The sequence below is a fragment of the Branchiibius cervicis genome, from assembly GCF_042661605.1.
GTDB lineage: Bacteria > Actinomycetota > Actinomycetes > Actinomycetales > Dermatophilaceae > Branchiibius > Branchiibius cervicis.
Window position 1 is genome coordinate 1,764,047 of record NZ_JBHSWJ010000002.1, and the last position, 15,121, is coordinate 1,779,167.

General features: G+C 67.4%; 12 protein-coding genes and 2 pseudogenes. 2 read left to right on the top strand and 12 right to left on the bottom strand.

The genetic code is table 11. The features are described 5' to 3' along the window. Positions 1–4: 4 nt before the first annotated feature. The 12 genes and pseudogenes from ACFQBT_RS09290 to ACFQBT_RS09345 form a co-directional block, all read right to left on the bottom strand. Complete coding sequence (locus tag ACFQBT_RS09290; RefSeq protein ID WP_377822171.1) at positions 5–820, bottom strand: shikimate dehydrogenase; 816 nt, start codon at positions 818–820, stop codon at positions 5–7. 6 nt (positions 821–826) lie between these two features. Next, positions 827–1,672, bottom strand: a complete 846-nt coding sequence (gene mltG / locus ACFQBT_RS09295; RefSeq protein WP_377822173.1) for an endolytic transglycosylase MltG — start codon at positions 1,670–1,672, stop codon at positions 827–829. Next, positions 1,576–2,019: a hypothetical protein gene (locus tag ACFQBT_RS09300; RefSeq protein WP_377822175.1), complete on the bottom strand. Its 444-nt coding sequence runs from the start codon at positions 2,017–2,019 to the stop codon at positions 1,576–1,578. Before ACFQBT_RS09300 ends, mltG begins: the two co-directional genes overlap by 97 nt. Before the next feature lie 151 nt (positions 2,020–2,170). Then, entirely contained in the window at positions 2,171–2,683 is a 513-nt protein-coding gene (gene ruvX, locus ACFQBT_RS09305) for a Holliday junction resolvase RuvX (RefSeq protein ID WP_377822176.1), read from the bottom strand. Positions 2,684–2,692: 9 nt separating this feature from the next. Next, positions 2,693–5,400 (bottom strand): annotated as a pseudogene (gene alaS, locus ACFQBT_RS09310) (alanine--tRNA ligase). Between the two features lie 108 nt (positions 5,401–5,508). After that, positions 5,509–6,711 (bottom strand): ABC transporter ATP-binding protein, encoded by a 1,203-nt coding sequence (locus tag ACFQBT_RS09315; protein WP_377822178.1) that lies wholly within the window; start codon positions 6,709–6,711, stop codon positions 5,509–5,511. Positions 6,712–6,720: 9 nt separating this feature from the next. Next, on the bottom strand, positions 6,721–7,800 hold the full coding sequence (locus ACFQBT_RS09320; RefSeq protein ID WP_377822180.1) for an ABC transporter ATP-binding protein: 1,080 nt from the start codon (positions 7,798–7,800) through the stop codon (positions 6,721–6,723). 10 nt (positions 7,801–7,810) lie between these two features. After that, the gene (locus ACFQBT_RS09325) at positions 7,811–8,800 is read right to left on the bottom strand and encodes an ABC transporter permease (protein WP_377822182.1); all 990 of its coding nucleotides are present in this window, start codon (positions 8,798–8,800) and stop codon (positions 7,811–7,813) included. Positions 8,801–8,880: 80 nt separating this feature from the next. Next, positions 8,881–9,924 (bottom strand): ABC transporter permease, encoded by a 1,044-nt coding sequence (locus ACFQBT_RS09330; RefSeq protein ID WP_377822184.1) that lies wholly within the window; start codon positions 9,922–9,924, stop codon positions 8,881–8,883. Positions 9,925–10,073: 149 nt separating this feature from the next. Further along, positions 10,074–11,228, bottom strand: a complete 1,155-nt coding sequence (locus ACFQBT_RS09335) for an ABC transporter substrate-binding protein (RefSeq protein WP_377825424.1) — start codon at positions 11,226–11,228, stop codon at positions 10,074–10,076. Then, the gene (locus ACFQBT_RS09340; protein WP_377822186.1) at positions 11,168–11,866 is read right to left on the bottom strand and encodes an ABC transporter substrate-binding protein; all 699 of its coding nucleotides are present in this window, start codon (positions 11,864–11,866) and stop codon (positions 11,168–11,170) included. Before ACFQBT_RS09340 ends, ACFQBT_RS09335 begins: the two co-directional genes overlap by 61 nt. Before the next feature lie 185 nt (positions 11,867–12,051). Beyond that, positions 12,052–13,457 (bottom strand): annotated as a pseudogene (locus ACFQBT_RS09345) (replication-associated recombination protein A). Here ACFQBT_RS09345 and ACFQBT_RS09350 point away from each other — a divergent pair. Together ACFQBT_RS09350 and ACFQBT_RS09355 are read left to right on the top strand one after the other, a co-directional pair. Continuing rightward, on the top strand, positions 13,447–14,226 hold the full coding sequence (locus ACFQBT_RS09350) for a GNAT family N-acetyltransferase (protein WP_377822187.1): 780 nt from the start codon (positions 13,447–13,449) through the stop codon (positions 14,224–14,226). The pseudogene ACFQBT_RS09345 and the gene ACFQBT_RS09350 overlap by 11 nt on opposite strands. Continuing rightward, complete coding sequence (locus ACFQBT_RS09355) at positions 14,223–15,029, top strand: thioesterase family protein (protein WP_377822189.1); 807 nt, start codon at positions 14,223–14,225, stop codon at positions 15,027–15,029. The genes ACFQBT_RS09350 and ACFQBT_RS09355 overlap by 4 nt, the downstream gene beginning before the upstream one ends. The last annotated feature ends 92 nt before the right edge of the window (positions 15,030–15,121 follow it).

Consider the following 15,121-nt stretch of genomic DNA (forward strand, 5'->3'; position numbering starts at 1 on the left):
CGTGTCAGCGGGCGGCCATTGCGGCCCGGCCGGCTGCCTGCATCGCATCGACCGGGGCTTCGTGGCCGGTCATCAGCCGCACCTGCTGCGCGGCCTGGTGCACGAGCATCTCGATCCCGCCCACCAGGTGCCCACCGGCGGCGGCAACGGCAGCTGCGAGCGGTGTGCGATCGGCCGCGTAACGCACGTCGAGTACGACCTGCCCGGCGCGGACCGGCACCTGCCACAGTTCCGCGAGATCATCGGCCGCCGTCCCCGGGACCGTGTTGATCACCACCGGTGCCCCCGGCACGTCCGGCCCGTCGATCGACACCCCGTCGGCGGCGGCCTGCGCCTGGGTCCCGGGTCGGACCCGGTCGCGCACGACGAACGCCACCCTGGTCGCGCCCAGGTCGGTCAGCGCCGCGAGCGCCGAGCGCGCGGTCGCTCCGCTGCCCAAGATCACGGGCAGACCGTCGCGAACTGCCGCGGGGTCCAGGCCGGCGTCCAGGAGCGCTTGCCGCACGCCGTACACGTCGGTGTTGTCACCGGCCCAGCCACCCGACGTACGCACCAAGGTGTTGACCGCACCGGTGCGCTCGGCGAGCGGGGATCGGGTGGCCGCAGCAGCGTAGGCGTCCCCCTTGACCGGCATGGTCACCGAGAAGCCCCGCCAGGTGGCGTCGCGCCCGGACAGGAACGGCGCCAACTCACCCTCGCCCACTTCGAACCGTTCGTAGGTCCAATCGGTGAGTCCCAGCTCGGCGTACGCCGCCTGGTGCAGCAACGGGGACAGCGAATGGTCGATGGGTTTGCCAAGGACCGCGGCGCGGGCGGACACCGTGCCTCAGCACTTCCCGGGGTTGTCGGTGCACCACTGGCGGAACTTCGCGGTGTCCGCGTTGAACTGCTCCAACGTCGTGGAGAACAGCGTTTCACCCGTCTCGGGGTTGACGGTCACGAAGTAGAGCCACGGACCGGGCGTGGGACTCTGCGCGGCCTTGATCGCACCCAGCCCCGGGTTACCGATCGGCCCCGGCGGCAGGCCGGGCACGCGGTAGGTGTTGTAGGGGCTGGTGGACTCACGCGCAGCGGTGGCGTTGGTCAGTGATCGCTGACCCTCGGCGAAGCTGACCGTGCTGTCCAGACCCAGAAGTCCGTTGGTCTGACCCTTGTCGACCCCCGGATCCAGCCGGTTGTCGATCACGCGGGCCACCTTGCCGCCGTAGACGGCCGGGTCGGCCTCCGCCTGCACCAAGGACGCGACGATCAAGGTGCGCTCGGCGTTCTCCGGGTCGATCCCGACCGTTTTCAGGTTGGTCTTGGTCAGCGCCACCATGGTCTTGAGCTGCTCGACCGCCGTGGTGCCCGGCTCGAAGTTGTACGTCGAGGGGAACAGCCAGCCGGTCAGGTTACCTTTCGCCGCGGCCGGCAGGCCCACCTGCGCGGCCGTGACCTTCTGGTACTGCGCGACCGGAACACCGGTCGCCTTGGACAGCAACGCGAAGATCTCGCTGTTCCACAGTCCTTCGCGGACGGTGGCACCGGCCGCGCGGGTGCCCGGTTCCAGCATCAGACTCGCGGCCGCGGCCGAACTCATCTGCTTGCGCATCGTGTAGGTACCCGGCTGGATCGAGGTGAACCCCGGGGTCGCTCCGGCAACGGCCGCGAACGTGCTCGCGGACTTGACCACCCCGGCCTTCTGCAGGGTTTCGCCGATGGCCGCGCCGGAGTCTCCTTGCGGACCACGATCTGCACCGAACCGGTGCCGTTGCCGGTGTAATCCGAGGTGGCCTGGCTGGACGAACTGCCGCTCAACAGCGAGCCGCCGAGATTCTTGACCACGAAGAACGCTCCCGCCAGCAGCAGCACGACAGCCAGCAGGATGGCCAGACAACCGCGGCGGGCACGGACCTTCGATCGCTCGTGATGCGCGTCGTCGACCGCGAACGCCGGATGATCGAGGTGCGCGTCGTGCGGGATGTCGCCCGCCTCCTGGGCCAGGGCCGCTTCGCGTTCGCGAAGTACCCGGCGGGTCACCGGGCTCGCCGGTGCCGGCAGCGGCTGGCGGATCGGTTCGTCGGCCGGAACTTCCTCCGGGCGGCGCGCCTGCGCCGGGTCGGCGGGCCCTCGGGGGCTGGCGAACCGCCCGAGCCGAAAATCGACTCCGACAAGTTGGCCTCGTCCATGTTCACCCTTTCGCGACGTCACCCGGTGGGCGACGCCCCTTCTTCTGCCGTGGCTTGCGCCCCCCGACGCGCACCCCGGCCGGGCGGCCGGTAGTTCGTTCTGTGTCCACTGCGACCTGCAGGATAAGCGCAGCAGACTGTTGATCGATGTACGCCCGGGCCTGCCGAGCGTTCTTTCCTCCGTCTCGCAGGTCACGGTACGCCGAAACCGTGGTGAGGCGCTCGTCAACCAAACGGACCGGCGTGGCGCCGATCAGTCGACTCAGCCGCGTCGCCCAGTCCCGGGCGGCCTGGGTGGAGGCGCTGTCCGAGCCGTCGAGATTCAGCGGCAGGCCGACGACGACCGACGCGGCCGACCGTTCGACGACGAGGTCGGCGACCTGGCTGATGTCGCTGTCGCCCGCGGCGTCACGCGCCAACGTGGTCAACGGCAGGACGACGACGCCACCGGGATCGGTGACGGCCACGCCCACCCGGGCCGCCCCCACATCGATCCCGATGCGCGCCGCCGACACGTCAGCTGCTCAGCGCGCCGTGACGGTTGATCCGATGGCGTGTTCGACCGCCTCCAGCGCCGCGCCGGTCTGCGCCGGGTCGGTGCCGCCGCCCTGCGCAAGGTCCGGCTTGCCGCCACCGCCACCGCCGAGGACACCGGCGGCCACCTTCACCAGCCCACCGGCCTGCACACCCCACTCACGAGCGGCCTGGTTGGTCGCGACGACGATCGAGGGCCGGCCCTTAGCGGTCACCGTGACCGCGACCACCGCCGGACGCTCGTTGCCGAACCGCTGGCGCAGGTCGATCGCCAGGGTGCGCGCATCGTCCGCGGCTCCCTCGCCGAGGTCGACGCTGGCGAACTGCACGCCGTAGACGTCGCTGGCCTCGCTGACCAGGCGACCCGCGTCGGCCAGCAACTGCTGCTGGTGCAGCCGTGCGATCTCGCGCTCGGATTCCTTGGCCCGCGTGAGCAATTCGTTGATCCGCTCGGGTAGCTCTTCAGACGACTGGGCCTTCAACAGCCCGGTGATCTGCGACAACAGCGTGCGTTCCTTGCCCAGGTATCGCAATGCGTCGATACCGACCATGGCCTCCACCCGGCGTACGCCGGAGCCCACACTCGACTCACCGGTCAGGCTGATCGCGCCGACCTGGCTGGAGTGGGCGACGTGGGTGCCACCGCACAACTCACGCGACCAGGGCCCGCCGATCTCCACGACCCGGACCTGCTCGTCGTAGGTCTCACCGAACAACGCCAGCGCGCCCCACTCCTTGGCTTCGGGCAGCGTCATGTATTGCGCACTCACCGGAAGGTCTTGTCGCACGGCGAGATTCGAGACCTCTTCGATCTCCGAGCGGGTGGCCTCGGACAGCGCCGAGTTCCACGCGAAGTCCAGGCGCAGGTAACCCGGCTTGTTGTACGAACCGGACTGCAACGCCGACGGGCCGAGCACCTGGCGCAGCGCCGCGTGCACGACGTGCGTGCCGGAGTGCGCCTGGCACGCCGACAGCCGCCAGTCCGGATCGACCTGCGCGTACGCCGCGTCGCCGACGGATACCGGCCCGCCGTCGACGGTGACCGTGTGGACGACCAGGCCCTTGACCGGGCGCTGCACGTCGATCACCGTCAGCGTCGACCCGTCGAGCGTGATGACTCCGGAGTCGGCGATCTGACCACCGGACTCGGCGTAGAAACTGGTGCGGTCGAGCACTACCTGGCCGGTCTGACCAGGCTGCAGCTCACTGACCTGCTCGCCGTCCACGACCAGACCGCGCACCGTGCCTTCGGACGAAAGCGATTGGTAGGCAACCCAATCGGTCGCGCCGAGCTCGCGCAGTTCCTTCCACACCTCGGTATCCGCGTGGCCGTGCTTCTTGGCCTTCGCATCCGCCTTGGCCCGCGCACGCTGCTCCTGCATCAGTGCGCGGAAACCTTCCTGGTCGACCGCGACACCCTGCTCAGCCGCCATCTCCAGCGTCAGGTCGATCGGGAAGCCGTAGGTGTCGTGCAGCGCGAACGCCTGGTCCCCCGGCAGCGTCGCCGATCCCCGTTGGCCTTCGCTTTCGCGCCGGCGACAGCCGTGTCCAGGATCGTGATGCCCTGGGACAGGGTGCGGCGGAAGGCGTCCTCCTCCGCGTAGGCGATCTGGCTGATCCGTGCGAAATCGGTCTCCAACTCCGGGTAGGACGCCTTCATCCGGTCCTTGCTGACCGGCAGCAGGTGCGGCAGAGCCACATCCTCGTAGCCGAGCAGGCGCATGGCGCGTACGGCGCGGCGTAGCATCCGGCGCAACACGTATCCACGGCCCTCGTTCCCGGGCGTGACCCCGTCACCGATCAGCATCAGCGAGGAGCGCACGTGGTCGGCGACGACCCGCAGGTGGACGTCGTCGGGATGGCTGGAGCTGGCCGCGTGCCCCGAATGCGCGCCGTACTTCTTGCCGGTCATCTCCGCGGCCTTGTCCAGGACCGGGAAGACCTCGTCGATCTCGTACAGGTTGTCGACGCCCTGCAGCAGGCTCGCCATCCGCTCCAGGCCCATCCCGGTGTCGATGTTCTTGGCCGGCAACGGGCCGGCGACGTCGAAGTCGGCTTTGGAGCGGACTGCGGACAGGTCGTCCTGCATGAACACGAGGTTCCAGAACTCCATGTAGCGGTCCTCATCGACCGCGGGGCCGCCCTCCTGCCCGTATTCGGCTCCACGGTCGTAGAACAACTCCGAGCACGGTCCGCCCGGGCCGGGTACGCCCATGTTCCAGTAGTTGTCCTCCTCGTCCCGGCGGGTGATCCGCTCAGCGGGTACGCCGATGACGTCACGCCAGAGTGCGAATGCCTCGTCGTCGTCGCGGAAAACGGTGGGCCAGATGCGCTCGGGGTCCAAGCCGTACCCGCCCTCGGACTGTGAGGCTGTGATCAATCCCCACGCCAGTTCGATGGCACCTTGCTTGAAGTAGTCACCGAAGCTGAAGTTGCCGTTCATCTGGAAGAACGTGCCGTGCCGGGAGGTCTTACCGACTTCTTCGATGTCGCCGGTGCGTACACACTTCTGCACGCTGGTGGCGCGCGGCCACGGCGGTGTCTGCTGACCGAGCAAGTACGGCTTGAAGGGCACCATGCCGGCGTTGACGAACAGCAGGTTCGGGTCGTCGTAGATCAGCGGGGCGCTGGGCACCACCGTGTGATCACGATTCTGGAAGTAGGTCAGCCAGCGGCGCCGGATCTCGGCGGTTTCCATGCGAATTCAGTCCTTTGCGGTGGTTGGGCAGGCAGCAACGAGGCAGGGCTTGTCAGCCCTCGATAGCTCGCTCCTGCACCAACCGGTCGATCACCCGGCCCAGTGTAGTCAGGCCGGGGTGGGCTCCGCGTCCGCGATCATCTCGGTGTTGATCTCCGGGAAGTGACACGCGATCGTGTGCCCGGCCTTGGCGCCCTTCTTGCTTTCCAGGGGCGGTTCGGTCTGGGCGCAGATGTCCTGCGCTTTCCAGCACCGCGTGCGGAAGCGGCAACCGCTCGGCGGGTCGATCGGGCTCGGCACGTCACCGACCAGGCGAATCCGCTCGGCGGGGATCGCACCGCGGACCACGTTCAGGTCCGGCGCGGCGGACAGCAGTGCCTGGGTGTACGGGTGCTGCGGGGCACCGTAGATGTCGTCACGGCTGCCGAGTTCCATCACCTTGCCGAGGTACATCACGGCGATCCGGTCGGAGAAGTGGCGTACGACGCCCAGGTCGTGGGCGATGAAGACGAACGCGATGCCCATCTCCCGACGCAGCTTGCTCATCAGGTTCATCACCTGTGCCTGGATGGACACATCCAGGGCGGAGACGGGTTCATCGGCCACGATGACCTTGGGTTCGACGGCGAGGGCCCGGGCGATCCCGATGCGCTGGCGCTGACCGCCGGAGAACTCGTTGGGGTAGCGGTTGATGTGCTCGGGGTTCAGACCCACGACCTCGAGCAGCTCCTGCACCCGCTCCTTGATCTTGTTCTTCGGCACGATCTTGTGGATCTCCAGCGGTGTGCCGATGATCGTCTGGACCGTGAACCGGGGGTTCAGCGACCCGTACGGATCCTGGAAGATCAGCTGCAGGTTGCGCCGCATCGGACGCAGTTCGCGCTCCTTGGCGTGCGTGATGTCCTGGCCCTCGAAGGTGATCTTGCCGTCGGTGGGCTCCAACAGGCGGGTGATCAGCCGGCCGACCGTCGACTTGCCGCATCCGGACTCCCCGACGACGCCGAGAGTCTCCCCCGCGGCCAGGTCGAACGTGACGCCGTCCACGGCGCGGGTCTGCAAAGTGGTCGGGAACAGCCCGCTGTACTCCTTGACCGGAAACAACTTCTGGACGTTCTCCAGGGTCAGGATAGGTGTGCGATCGGCGTCCGAGATCGGGTGCACGATGGTCTGGCTCAGATCGATCGGGTCGCCGGCCGTCTCGTTGGAGGCGACCTCGTCGGTCGACAACCCCTCGGTGGTCCCTTCGTTGGTCTGCTCGACCCGCCGACGCAGGTCCTCGCTGGTGTATTTGTCGGGCAGCGGTTGGGTCATGGCGTCAGCTCACTCACAAGTTAGGTTCGATCTCGGCCGCGAAAATGCCGGCCGGATCGGCCAGGTGGCAGCGGGACAGCCGCCCCGGTTCCCCCGCGACGGGCAGGAATTCGGGCAGTTCGGTGATGCAGCGGTCCCCGGGACACGCGACATGTAGTCGCAGCGGGGATGGAACGAGCATCCGGTCGGCAAGTTCAGCAGGCTCGGCGGGTTACCGCGCACCGGCTTCAACTCGCTGCCGACATCGGTGCTCAAGGACGGCACGCTCGACAGCAGTCCCCACGTGTAGGGGTGCCGCGGGGTGGCCAGGATCTCCTGGGCCGTGCCGTACTCGACGCTGCGACCGGCGTACATGACCATGACGTAGTCGGATACCTCGGCCACCACGGCCAGGTCGTGGGTGATCATGATGATCGCCGAGCCGAATTCCTTCTGCAGGTCGTTGAGCAGGTCGAGGATCTGTGCCTGCACGGTGACGTCCAGAGCGGTCGTGGGCTCGTCCGCGATCAACAGCTGGGGGTCGTTGACCAGCCCCAGCGCGATCATGGCCCGCTGCCGCATACCGCCGGAGAACTCGTGCGGGTACTGCTTCGCCCGCCGCTGCGGGTTGGGAATGCCCACGCGGTCCAGCATCTCGACCGCACGTGCACTCGCGACCTTCTTGGAGACCTTGTTGTGGATCCGGTAGGCCTCGGCGATCTGGTCACCGACCCGTTTGAACGGGTGCATCGCCGACTGGGGGTCCTGGAAGATCATCGCGACCTTCTTGCTACGGACCTCGCGGAAGACGCTGGCGTCGGCCCCCACCAACTCGGTCCCGTCCAACTCGATCGAGCCGCTGATCAGGCTGCGTTTGGGGTCGTGCAACCCCATCACCGCCATGCTGGACACCGACTTGCCGGAGCCGGACTCGCCGACGATGGCCAGGGTCTGGCCGAGTTTGACCTCGTAGGACACCCCGCTGACGGCGTTGACGATGCCGTCTCCGGTCGGGAACTGAACCTGCAGATCCTTGACCGTGAGGATGGTCCTGGCGTCCTGGTCGACCGGTGGCCGACGGGTGGTGCCTGTCTCGATAATCGCTGACACGTAAGGCTCCTCAGCTCAGTTTCACGCGTGGGTCCACGACGCCGTAGAGCAGGTCGACGATCAGGTTGCCCAGGCTGGTCACGATGGCGGTCACCACGACGATGCCGCTGATGACCTGCAGGTCGGAGTTGTTGAACGACTGGATCGACAGATACCCCATGCCCTGCAGACCGAAGATGTTCTCGGTGAAGATCGCTCCGCCGATGTCCAGCACCAGGTTCAGACCCACCAGGGTCAGGAACGGTGCCATCGTCGCGCGCAGTGCGTGGGAGATCGTCACCCGCCATTCCGGCAGACCCTTGGAACGCGCGGTGCGCACGTAGTCGCCGGACAGCGCATCGATCATGTTCGCTCGGACGTACCGCACGTAACCGGTGGCCGCGTACAACCCGTACAGCATCCACACGCCGATGAAGCCGGTGATCCAGGCGAACGGATTGTCGAACGGCGAGGTGTAACTGGCCTGCGGCAGGATCGGGTGCAACACCATCAGGTAGAGGTAGAACAACAGGGCCAGCACGTAGTACGGCACTGCCGGGACCGTCTGGGTGACCCCGACGATGAATCTATCCAGGTAGTTTCCCCGGTTGCGCGCGGCGATCACCCCGAACGCCAGGCCGAAGATGACGTACACCACGGCGCCGCCGATCAGGATGCTCAGCGTCACCGGAAGCACCTGGAACACGATGTCCTTGACCGGTCGGTTCTGGATGAACGACCAGCCGAGGCAGGGTGCGTCACAGCTCTGCGCGGTGGGGCCGGAACCGATCTCCCGGCCCGCGACCAGGCCCTTCATGTACTGCCCGTACTGCTCGATCCGCGGCTGGTCGAGGCCCATCTTGCGCTCGATCTGCGCCTGCTGGTTGGCCGTGCAGTTGCGCGGGCAGAGCGCCGCGACCGGGTCGCTGGGCCCGAGGTAGAAGATGACGAAGGTCAACGTGATCGCCCCCACGATCACGCTGAGGGTCAACGCCAGTCGGCGCAGGATGTAGACGAGCACTCAACGCTCCTTGGTCTGGAAGAACACGTCGGATCGGTCGATCGCCGGACGGTTGACGACGGGCCGCGGGGATAACCGCGTCATCGCCGGGTGCTGGGGTTGAAGGCGTCGGCCACGGCATCGCCCAGCAGGCTGAGCGCGAGGACGAGCAGGGCAACCGACAGCACAGGTACCCACAGGTAGAGCGGTTGGGTGGCGTAATACTTCTGCGCGTCGGCGATCATGTTGCCCCAGGAGGCGATGGGGTCTTGCAGCCCGACGCCGAGATAGGACAGACCCGCCTCGGAGGAGATGTACGTCGGCACGGCCATGGTCAGGAAGACCAGCGTCACGCCGACCAGGTTCGGGACCATCTCCTTGAACAGGATGCGGCGGGTCGGAACGCCGAGCACGCGGGCAGCCTGGATGAATTCGGACTCGCGCAGCGAGATGACGGTACTTCGGGTCAGCCGGGCCATCGTGGCCCAGCCGAAGATCAGCAGGATGAAGATCAGCGCGCCGAATCTGACCCGGGCCGTGGTCTCCGCGGTGATCGTGAACGGGTTACCGAACCACGACTGCACGATCGGCACCAGACCGATGGCGAAGAGCAGGAAGGGCAGGGAGAGCAGGAAGTCGACCCACCAGGAGACGACCTTGTCGACCCAGCCGCCGAAGTACCCGGCCAGCAGACCGAGTACGAGGCCGATCAGGGTGGTGCCGATGGCGGCGAACACCGCGATGGCCAGACTGGGCCGCACGCCGTAGACGTAACGGGCGAAGATGTCACGACCGACCTTGGGTGTGACGCCCAACCAGTGCTGGGAGTTCGGACCGTCGATCGGGTTGCCGTCCAGGTCGACCAGGTTGGTGTCCGAGACGTTGGGATCCTGGCCCTCCCACGAGGCAAGCAATGGCGCGAAAATCGCCATCAGCAGGAAGAACAGCACGATGAACGAGCAGAAGATCGCCACCTTGTCCTTACGCAAACGCTCCCAGGCGATGCGCGATGGGGACTTGCTGGCGTTGTCCGTACCTTTACGCCGGCTGCGGCGCCCGGACGGCGCGGGCGCGTGCTCGGCCTCCGTGAGTGTTTCGACACCCTCCGCGGCCTGATCCGGATTCAGTTGCGGACTGAGACTCATCGATCCTCCAATACCTACCCACGAGCGGATGGTGCCCGCTGGTCGAGCCTAACCGGAACCGGTGTGTTCGGTCAGGTGTGTACTGCCGCACCGGTGAGCCCGCCTCCGCGGTCGCGAAGGCGGGCTCACCTGGCGTTGCTACCCGAAGGTCAGCCGACCCAGATCTGGGCCAGGTCCGGCAGGCCGCGGTTCGGGTCATTGATCACGTTGTGCACCTGCTTGCCGAACAGCAGGTTCGCACGACCGTAGTCGAGCGGCACCGCCGGCAGGTACTTCTCCGCGATCTCCTTGTCCAGGTCGTTCCACTTGGCCTGCTGCTGGTCGATCGGCAGGACGGCGATCGCGTTGATCTGCGAGTCCAGCGTCGGGTCCTTCAGCATGCCGACGCTGATGGAGGCGCCGATCGCTGCAGAGGTGAAGATCTGCGGGTAGACCGAGTCGTTGGCCGGCCAGTCGTAGCACCAGCCGCGCGGACCCTGGCCGGTGTTGACCGAACCGTCCGTCAGGTTGCGCTTCTTACGCAGGTCGGTCTTGGAGACACCCACGTCCTGCACCGTGAAGCCGGCCGCGGTCAGCGCCTGCTTCTTGACCGAGTTGGCCGCAACGGCTGTCGGGTCGTTGTTCGCGTAGTAGTAGGAGATCTTGAAGCCGGTCTTGCCCGCGGCCTGCAGCATCTGCTTGGCCTTGGCCGGGTCGCCGTTGCCCTTACCCGTGAGCCCGTTCACCGGTTCGTAGGCCTTGAAGCCGGGGATGTTCGCCGAGCCGAACGTGGTCGCCGGCGTGAACGAGAGAGTCGTCTCACCAGTCGCCTTGCGCAGCTGGTCGATCGGGTAGGCAACCGCGTAGGCCTTGCGGACCTCCAGCGGGATGGAGCGGGTGTCCATCGTCGCGTAGGTCACGCACGGGTCCGGACCGACGACCAGCTGGGAGGCGTTGCTGGCGCCCGCGCCGCTGACCTTGCCGATCAGCGAGGAGTCCACGCCGTCCCAGTTCAGCGACGTCGCCGCGGTGCCGTTGGAAGCGATGATCGCGGTCTGGTTCGGGACGATGTCGACACCGAACTTGAAGTCGTAGGCGTCGACGAACTGGTGACGTGACGGGTCGGAGTTGGGGTCCCAGTTGGGGTTCTTCTTCAGCTTCAGCTCGCTGCCGACGGTGTAGCTGTCGAACATGTACGGGCCGGAGGCGACCGGGTTGTTGCCGTAGTTGGCCTTGGTGTCCTTGGCCTGCGGGATCGGCGACATCACCGGGAACGCCGCGTAGTACGGGAAGGTCGGCCACTTCTTCTTGAGGTGGATGACCAGCGTGGTGTCGTTCGGGGCCTCAGCGGTGGTGAAGTCCTTGTCGTTGCCGGTGTAGGGACCGGTGTAGATCCCCGCCGCCTGCTTCTCGGCCGAGGGTCCGGGAAGTTCTTGAAGTACTGGAAGCCGTAGTTGGCGGCCGGACCGTCGGCGTAGTCCGCGGTGTCGAACGAGCGCTTGATCGAGTACACGAAGTCGGCGGCCTTGATGGTGCTGCCGTCGGAGTACTTCAGGTTCGGCTTGAGCTTGAAGGTCCAGGTCAGGCCATCGTCGGACTGGGTGCCCAGGTCCTCGGCCAGGTCCGGCACGAGCACCGGCTTACCTTCCTTACCCACCCGGTAGGCGGTCAACGACCGCGTCACCAGCTGGCTCATGATGGCGTCGGTGTCCTGGTAGTAGTCACGGGTCGGGTCGAAGGTCTCCGGCACCGAGTTGTAGGGCACCGTCAGGGTGCCACCGGTCTTGGCGCCCTCGACCGCGGGGGCCGGACCCTTGGCGGTGGCGTCCAGCGCGACCGTCTGCGATCCCCCACCGCTGGTGTCACCACCTGTGCTTCCACCACCCTTGTTGCTTCCGCCGCCACATGCGGCGAGCGACAACGAACCTGCGGCGGCGAGCGCCACGATCTTCGTCCAACGCATTGAGTTGCTCCTCATAGGTAAGAACCGGGAACTTCCGGCACGGGCGCGCGGGTTGTCCGCGGCACGCTGGCCACCACCATCCATTGCTGAGCCTCGCCTGTCCATGCCCCTTGACCCAACTGTTATCGGTGTTAACCGAACCGTTACAGAGGGGTGGATGCGGCGACTTTCCGGTAAACGTCCAGTTATACCGAAGATTCGTCGTCAGGTGGGGTTTGGCCGTGGATGCGTCGACGATTCGATTTCCACCGCGGTCCGAGGGTGTTCTCCCAGCCCCGATCGGTCGGATGGTAGTAGTCCGCCTCCCCTACCAGGTCGTCCGGAAGATACTGCTGCGCACCGACGCCGCCTGGCTCGTCGTGGCTGTAGCGGTACCCGTCGCCGTGTCCCAAACGCTCCGCCCCGGCGTACCCGCTGCCCCGCAGATGCGGCGGCACCGGCCCGCCCCGCCCGGCCCGGACATCCGCGATGGCGGCGTTGATCCCGGCGTACGCCGCGTTCGACTTGGGTGCCAGCGCGTTGTGTACGACGGCCTGGGCCAGGATGATCCGAGCCTCGGGCATCCCGATCTGCGCCACGGCGTGCATCGCGGCGACCGCGGTCTGCAACGCCGTAGGGTCGGCCATCCCGACGTCCTCACTGGCGGCGATCACGATCCGGCGGGCGATGAACCGCGGGTCCTCCCCCGCCTCCAGCATGCGCGCCAGGTAGTGCAGTGCCGCATCCACGTCGCTGCCGCGCATGGATTTGATCAGCGCACTGGCCACGTCGTAGTGCTGGTCGCCGGCCCGGTCGTAGCGGACCATCGCCTGCTGCATGGCCTGCTCGACGTGCGCGGCGGTGATCTCGGGCGATCCTGCGGCGGCGCCCGCAGCCGCCTCCAATGCGGTCAGCGCCCGCCGCGCGTCCCCGCCGGCCATCCGCACCAGATGGGTCTGCGCATCCTCGGCCAGCGTGAACTGGCCGGACAGGCCGCGCTCATCGGTCAACGCGTCCTGCAGGACAGATGCGATGTCCTCATCGGACAGCGGTTGGACCGTCACCAGGATCGAGCGTGACAGCAGCGGAGCGATCACACTGAACGACGGGTTCTCGGTGGTCGCGGCGACCAGGATGATCAGCCGGTTCTCGACCGCCGGCAGCAGCGCGTCCTGTTGGGCCTTGCTGAACCGGTGGATCTCATCAAGGAAGAGCACCGTCGCCCGGCCATAAAGAGCACGATCCTGTCTGGCGGCGTCGATCACGGCGCGGACGTCTTTGACACCGGCGTTGATCGCGGACAGCTCGACGAACTTGCGGTCCGCTGCGAGCGCCACCAAATGCGCCAGCGTGGTCTTGCCGGTCCCCGGGGGCCCCACAGGATGGCCGACATCGGACCGGCAGCTCCGCTGGCACCTTCGATCAGGCGCCGCAGCGGGCTGCCCGGCCGGAGACTGGCTTCCTGACCTCGGACCTCGTCGATCGTCCGCGGGCGCATCCGGACCGCCAACGGGGCCGCGAGGTCCGGGCCGTCGCCGGCCGTCGCGGCGGCAAAGAGGTCGTCACCGGATCCGCTCACCACACCTGACACGCTAACCACCGTGGGTGACATCCAAGAGGTCGCGTCGGTGCAGCAGCTGCTGGACGCCGCCGACGACCCGTTCCTGAGGTATGACATCGGTCCGGAGTCGGCCACTGCTCTTCCGGCCTGGTCGTGCGGGACGGCCAGCGCCTACCTGCGGCGACCGCCGCACCGACGAGGACTGTCGATGAATCTCCAGGGCCCGCCGGATGACGCTTTCCCGTTGATCGCAGCCTTACCGGATCTTCTGGAGTACGCCGGGACCACCCACCCCGGTCTGACGGGATTGACCCTCGATGCGCACCTGGCTGCGGCAGCGCGGTCCAGGCTGGGATCGACGTACCGGGTGGAGGTGATGGGGGCCTGGAGTTGGATGTCGACGCACGAGCCGGTCGCCATCGAAACCCCCTGGCGCCTGGCCGAACTCGACGACACCAGCGATGCCGCTGAGCTGCTGGCGTTCTATGGGACGGCCAACCCGAGCGCGGAGTCCGAGCCGGGTGAGGGGACCTCGCAGTACTGGCTCGGCGTGCGCGACGAGGGGCGACTGGTAGCGGCCGGGGCCCTGCACACCACCCCGGCCGGAGCGCCGCACCTGACCGGGATCGCGGTACACCCGGCGTACCGGCGCACCGGACTCGGAGCGGCGGTCACCGCCGCATTGACCAACGAGGCGGTCCGTCGCGCGGGAGTGGCGACCCTCGGGGTGATGACCGCCAACGCCGCGGCGATCGCGTTGTATCGAAGACTCGGGTACGTCGTGGCGCACGACTGGTGCTCACATACGCTGACCCGGTGAGCAGCGAGTACGACAAGGCGACGGCGTTCGATCTGACCGGCAATCGCGCCACGGTGCAGCTGTCGGCGGACTGGGGCATCGGAAATGCGGTCAACGGGGGCATCATCATGTCGCTGCTGGCGCAGGCCACGTCGTCGGTCAGCCGGGCGGCCGGCGGGCACAGCGACGTTCTGGGGTTGAGTGCTGTCTTCCTGTCGCCGGGTACCGATGGCGACGGCGCGACGACCACCGACGTCCTGCGCAGCGGTCGTTCGATGACGACCGCCCAGACGGTCCTGACCCAGGACAGCGAACGGGTCCGCGCCTTCCTGACGCTCGGCGACATCGACCGGTACGCCGAGCCGGTCACCCTCAACCCCGCGCCGCCGGTCATCCCCGGCCCGGAGGACTGCGCACGGTCGTCGGATGCTCCGCCCGGGGCCCTCTCGCAGAGCGGACTACTACACCGGGTGGACATCCGGATGGATCCGGCCACCGCGGGCTGGGCGGTCGGTCAGCCCAGCGGAAACGGTGAGCTGCGCGGTTGGATCCGCTTCACCGACGGCCGGGAACCGGATCTGCACTCACTGCTGCTCTTCCTGGACGCCTTCCCACCGGTCACCTTCGACCTCGGCGCCAAGGGCTGGGTGCCCACGGTGCAGTTCAGCGGCTACCTGCACGCCCGGCCGGAGCCCGGGTGGCTGCAGGTGCGCACCCGAACGACGACCGTCGCCGGCGGGCTGCACGAGGAGGACGCCCAGATCTGGGACTCCACCGGCCGCCTGGTGGCGCAATCGCGACAGTTGGCCTCGGCCCGTTTCTGACCCCGCTCTCGCAGTGCTCGCCGTCCTGCAGGGCTCTCGCAGTGACCACCGTTCTGCAGGGCTCTCGCAGTGACCACCGTTCTGCAGGAGAT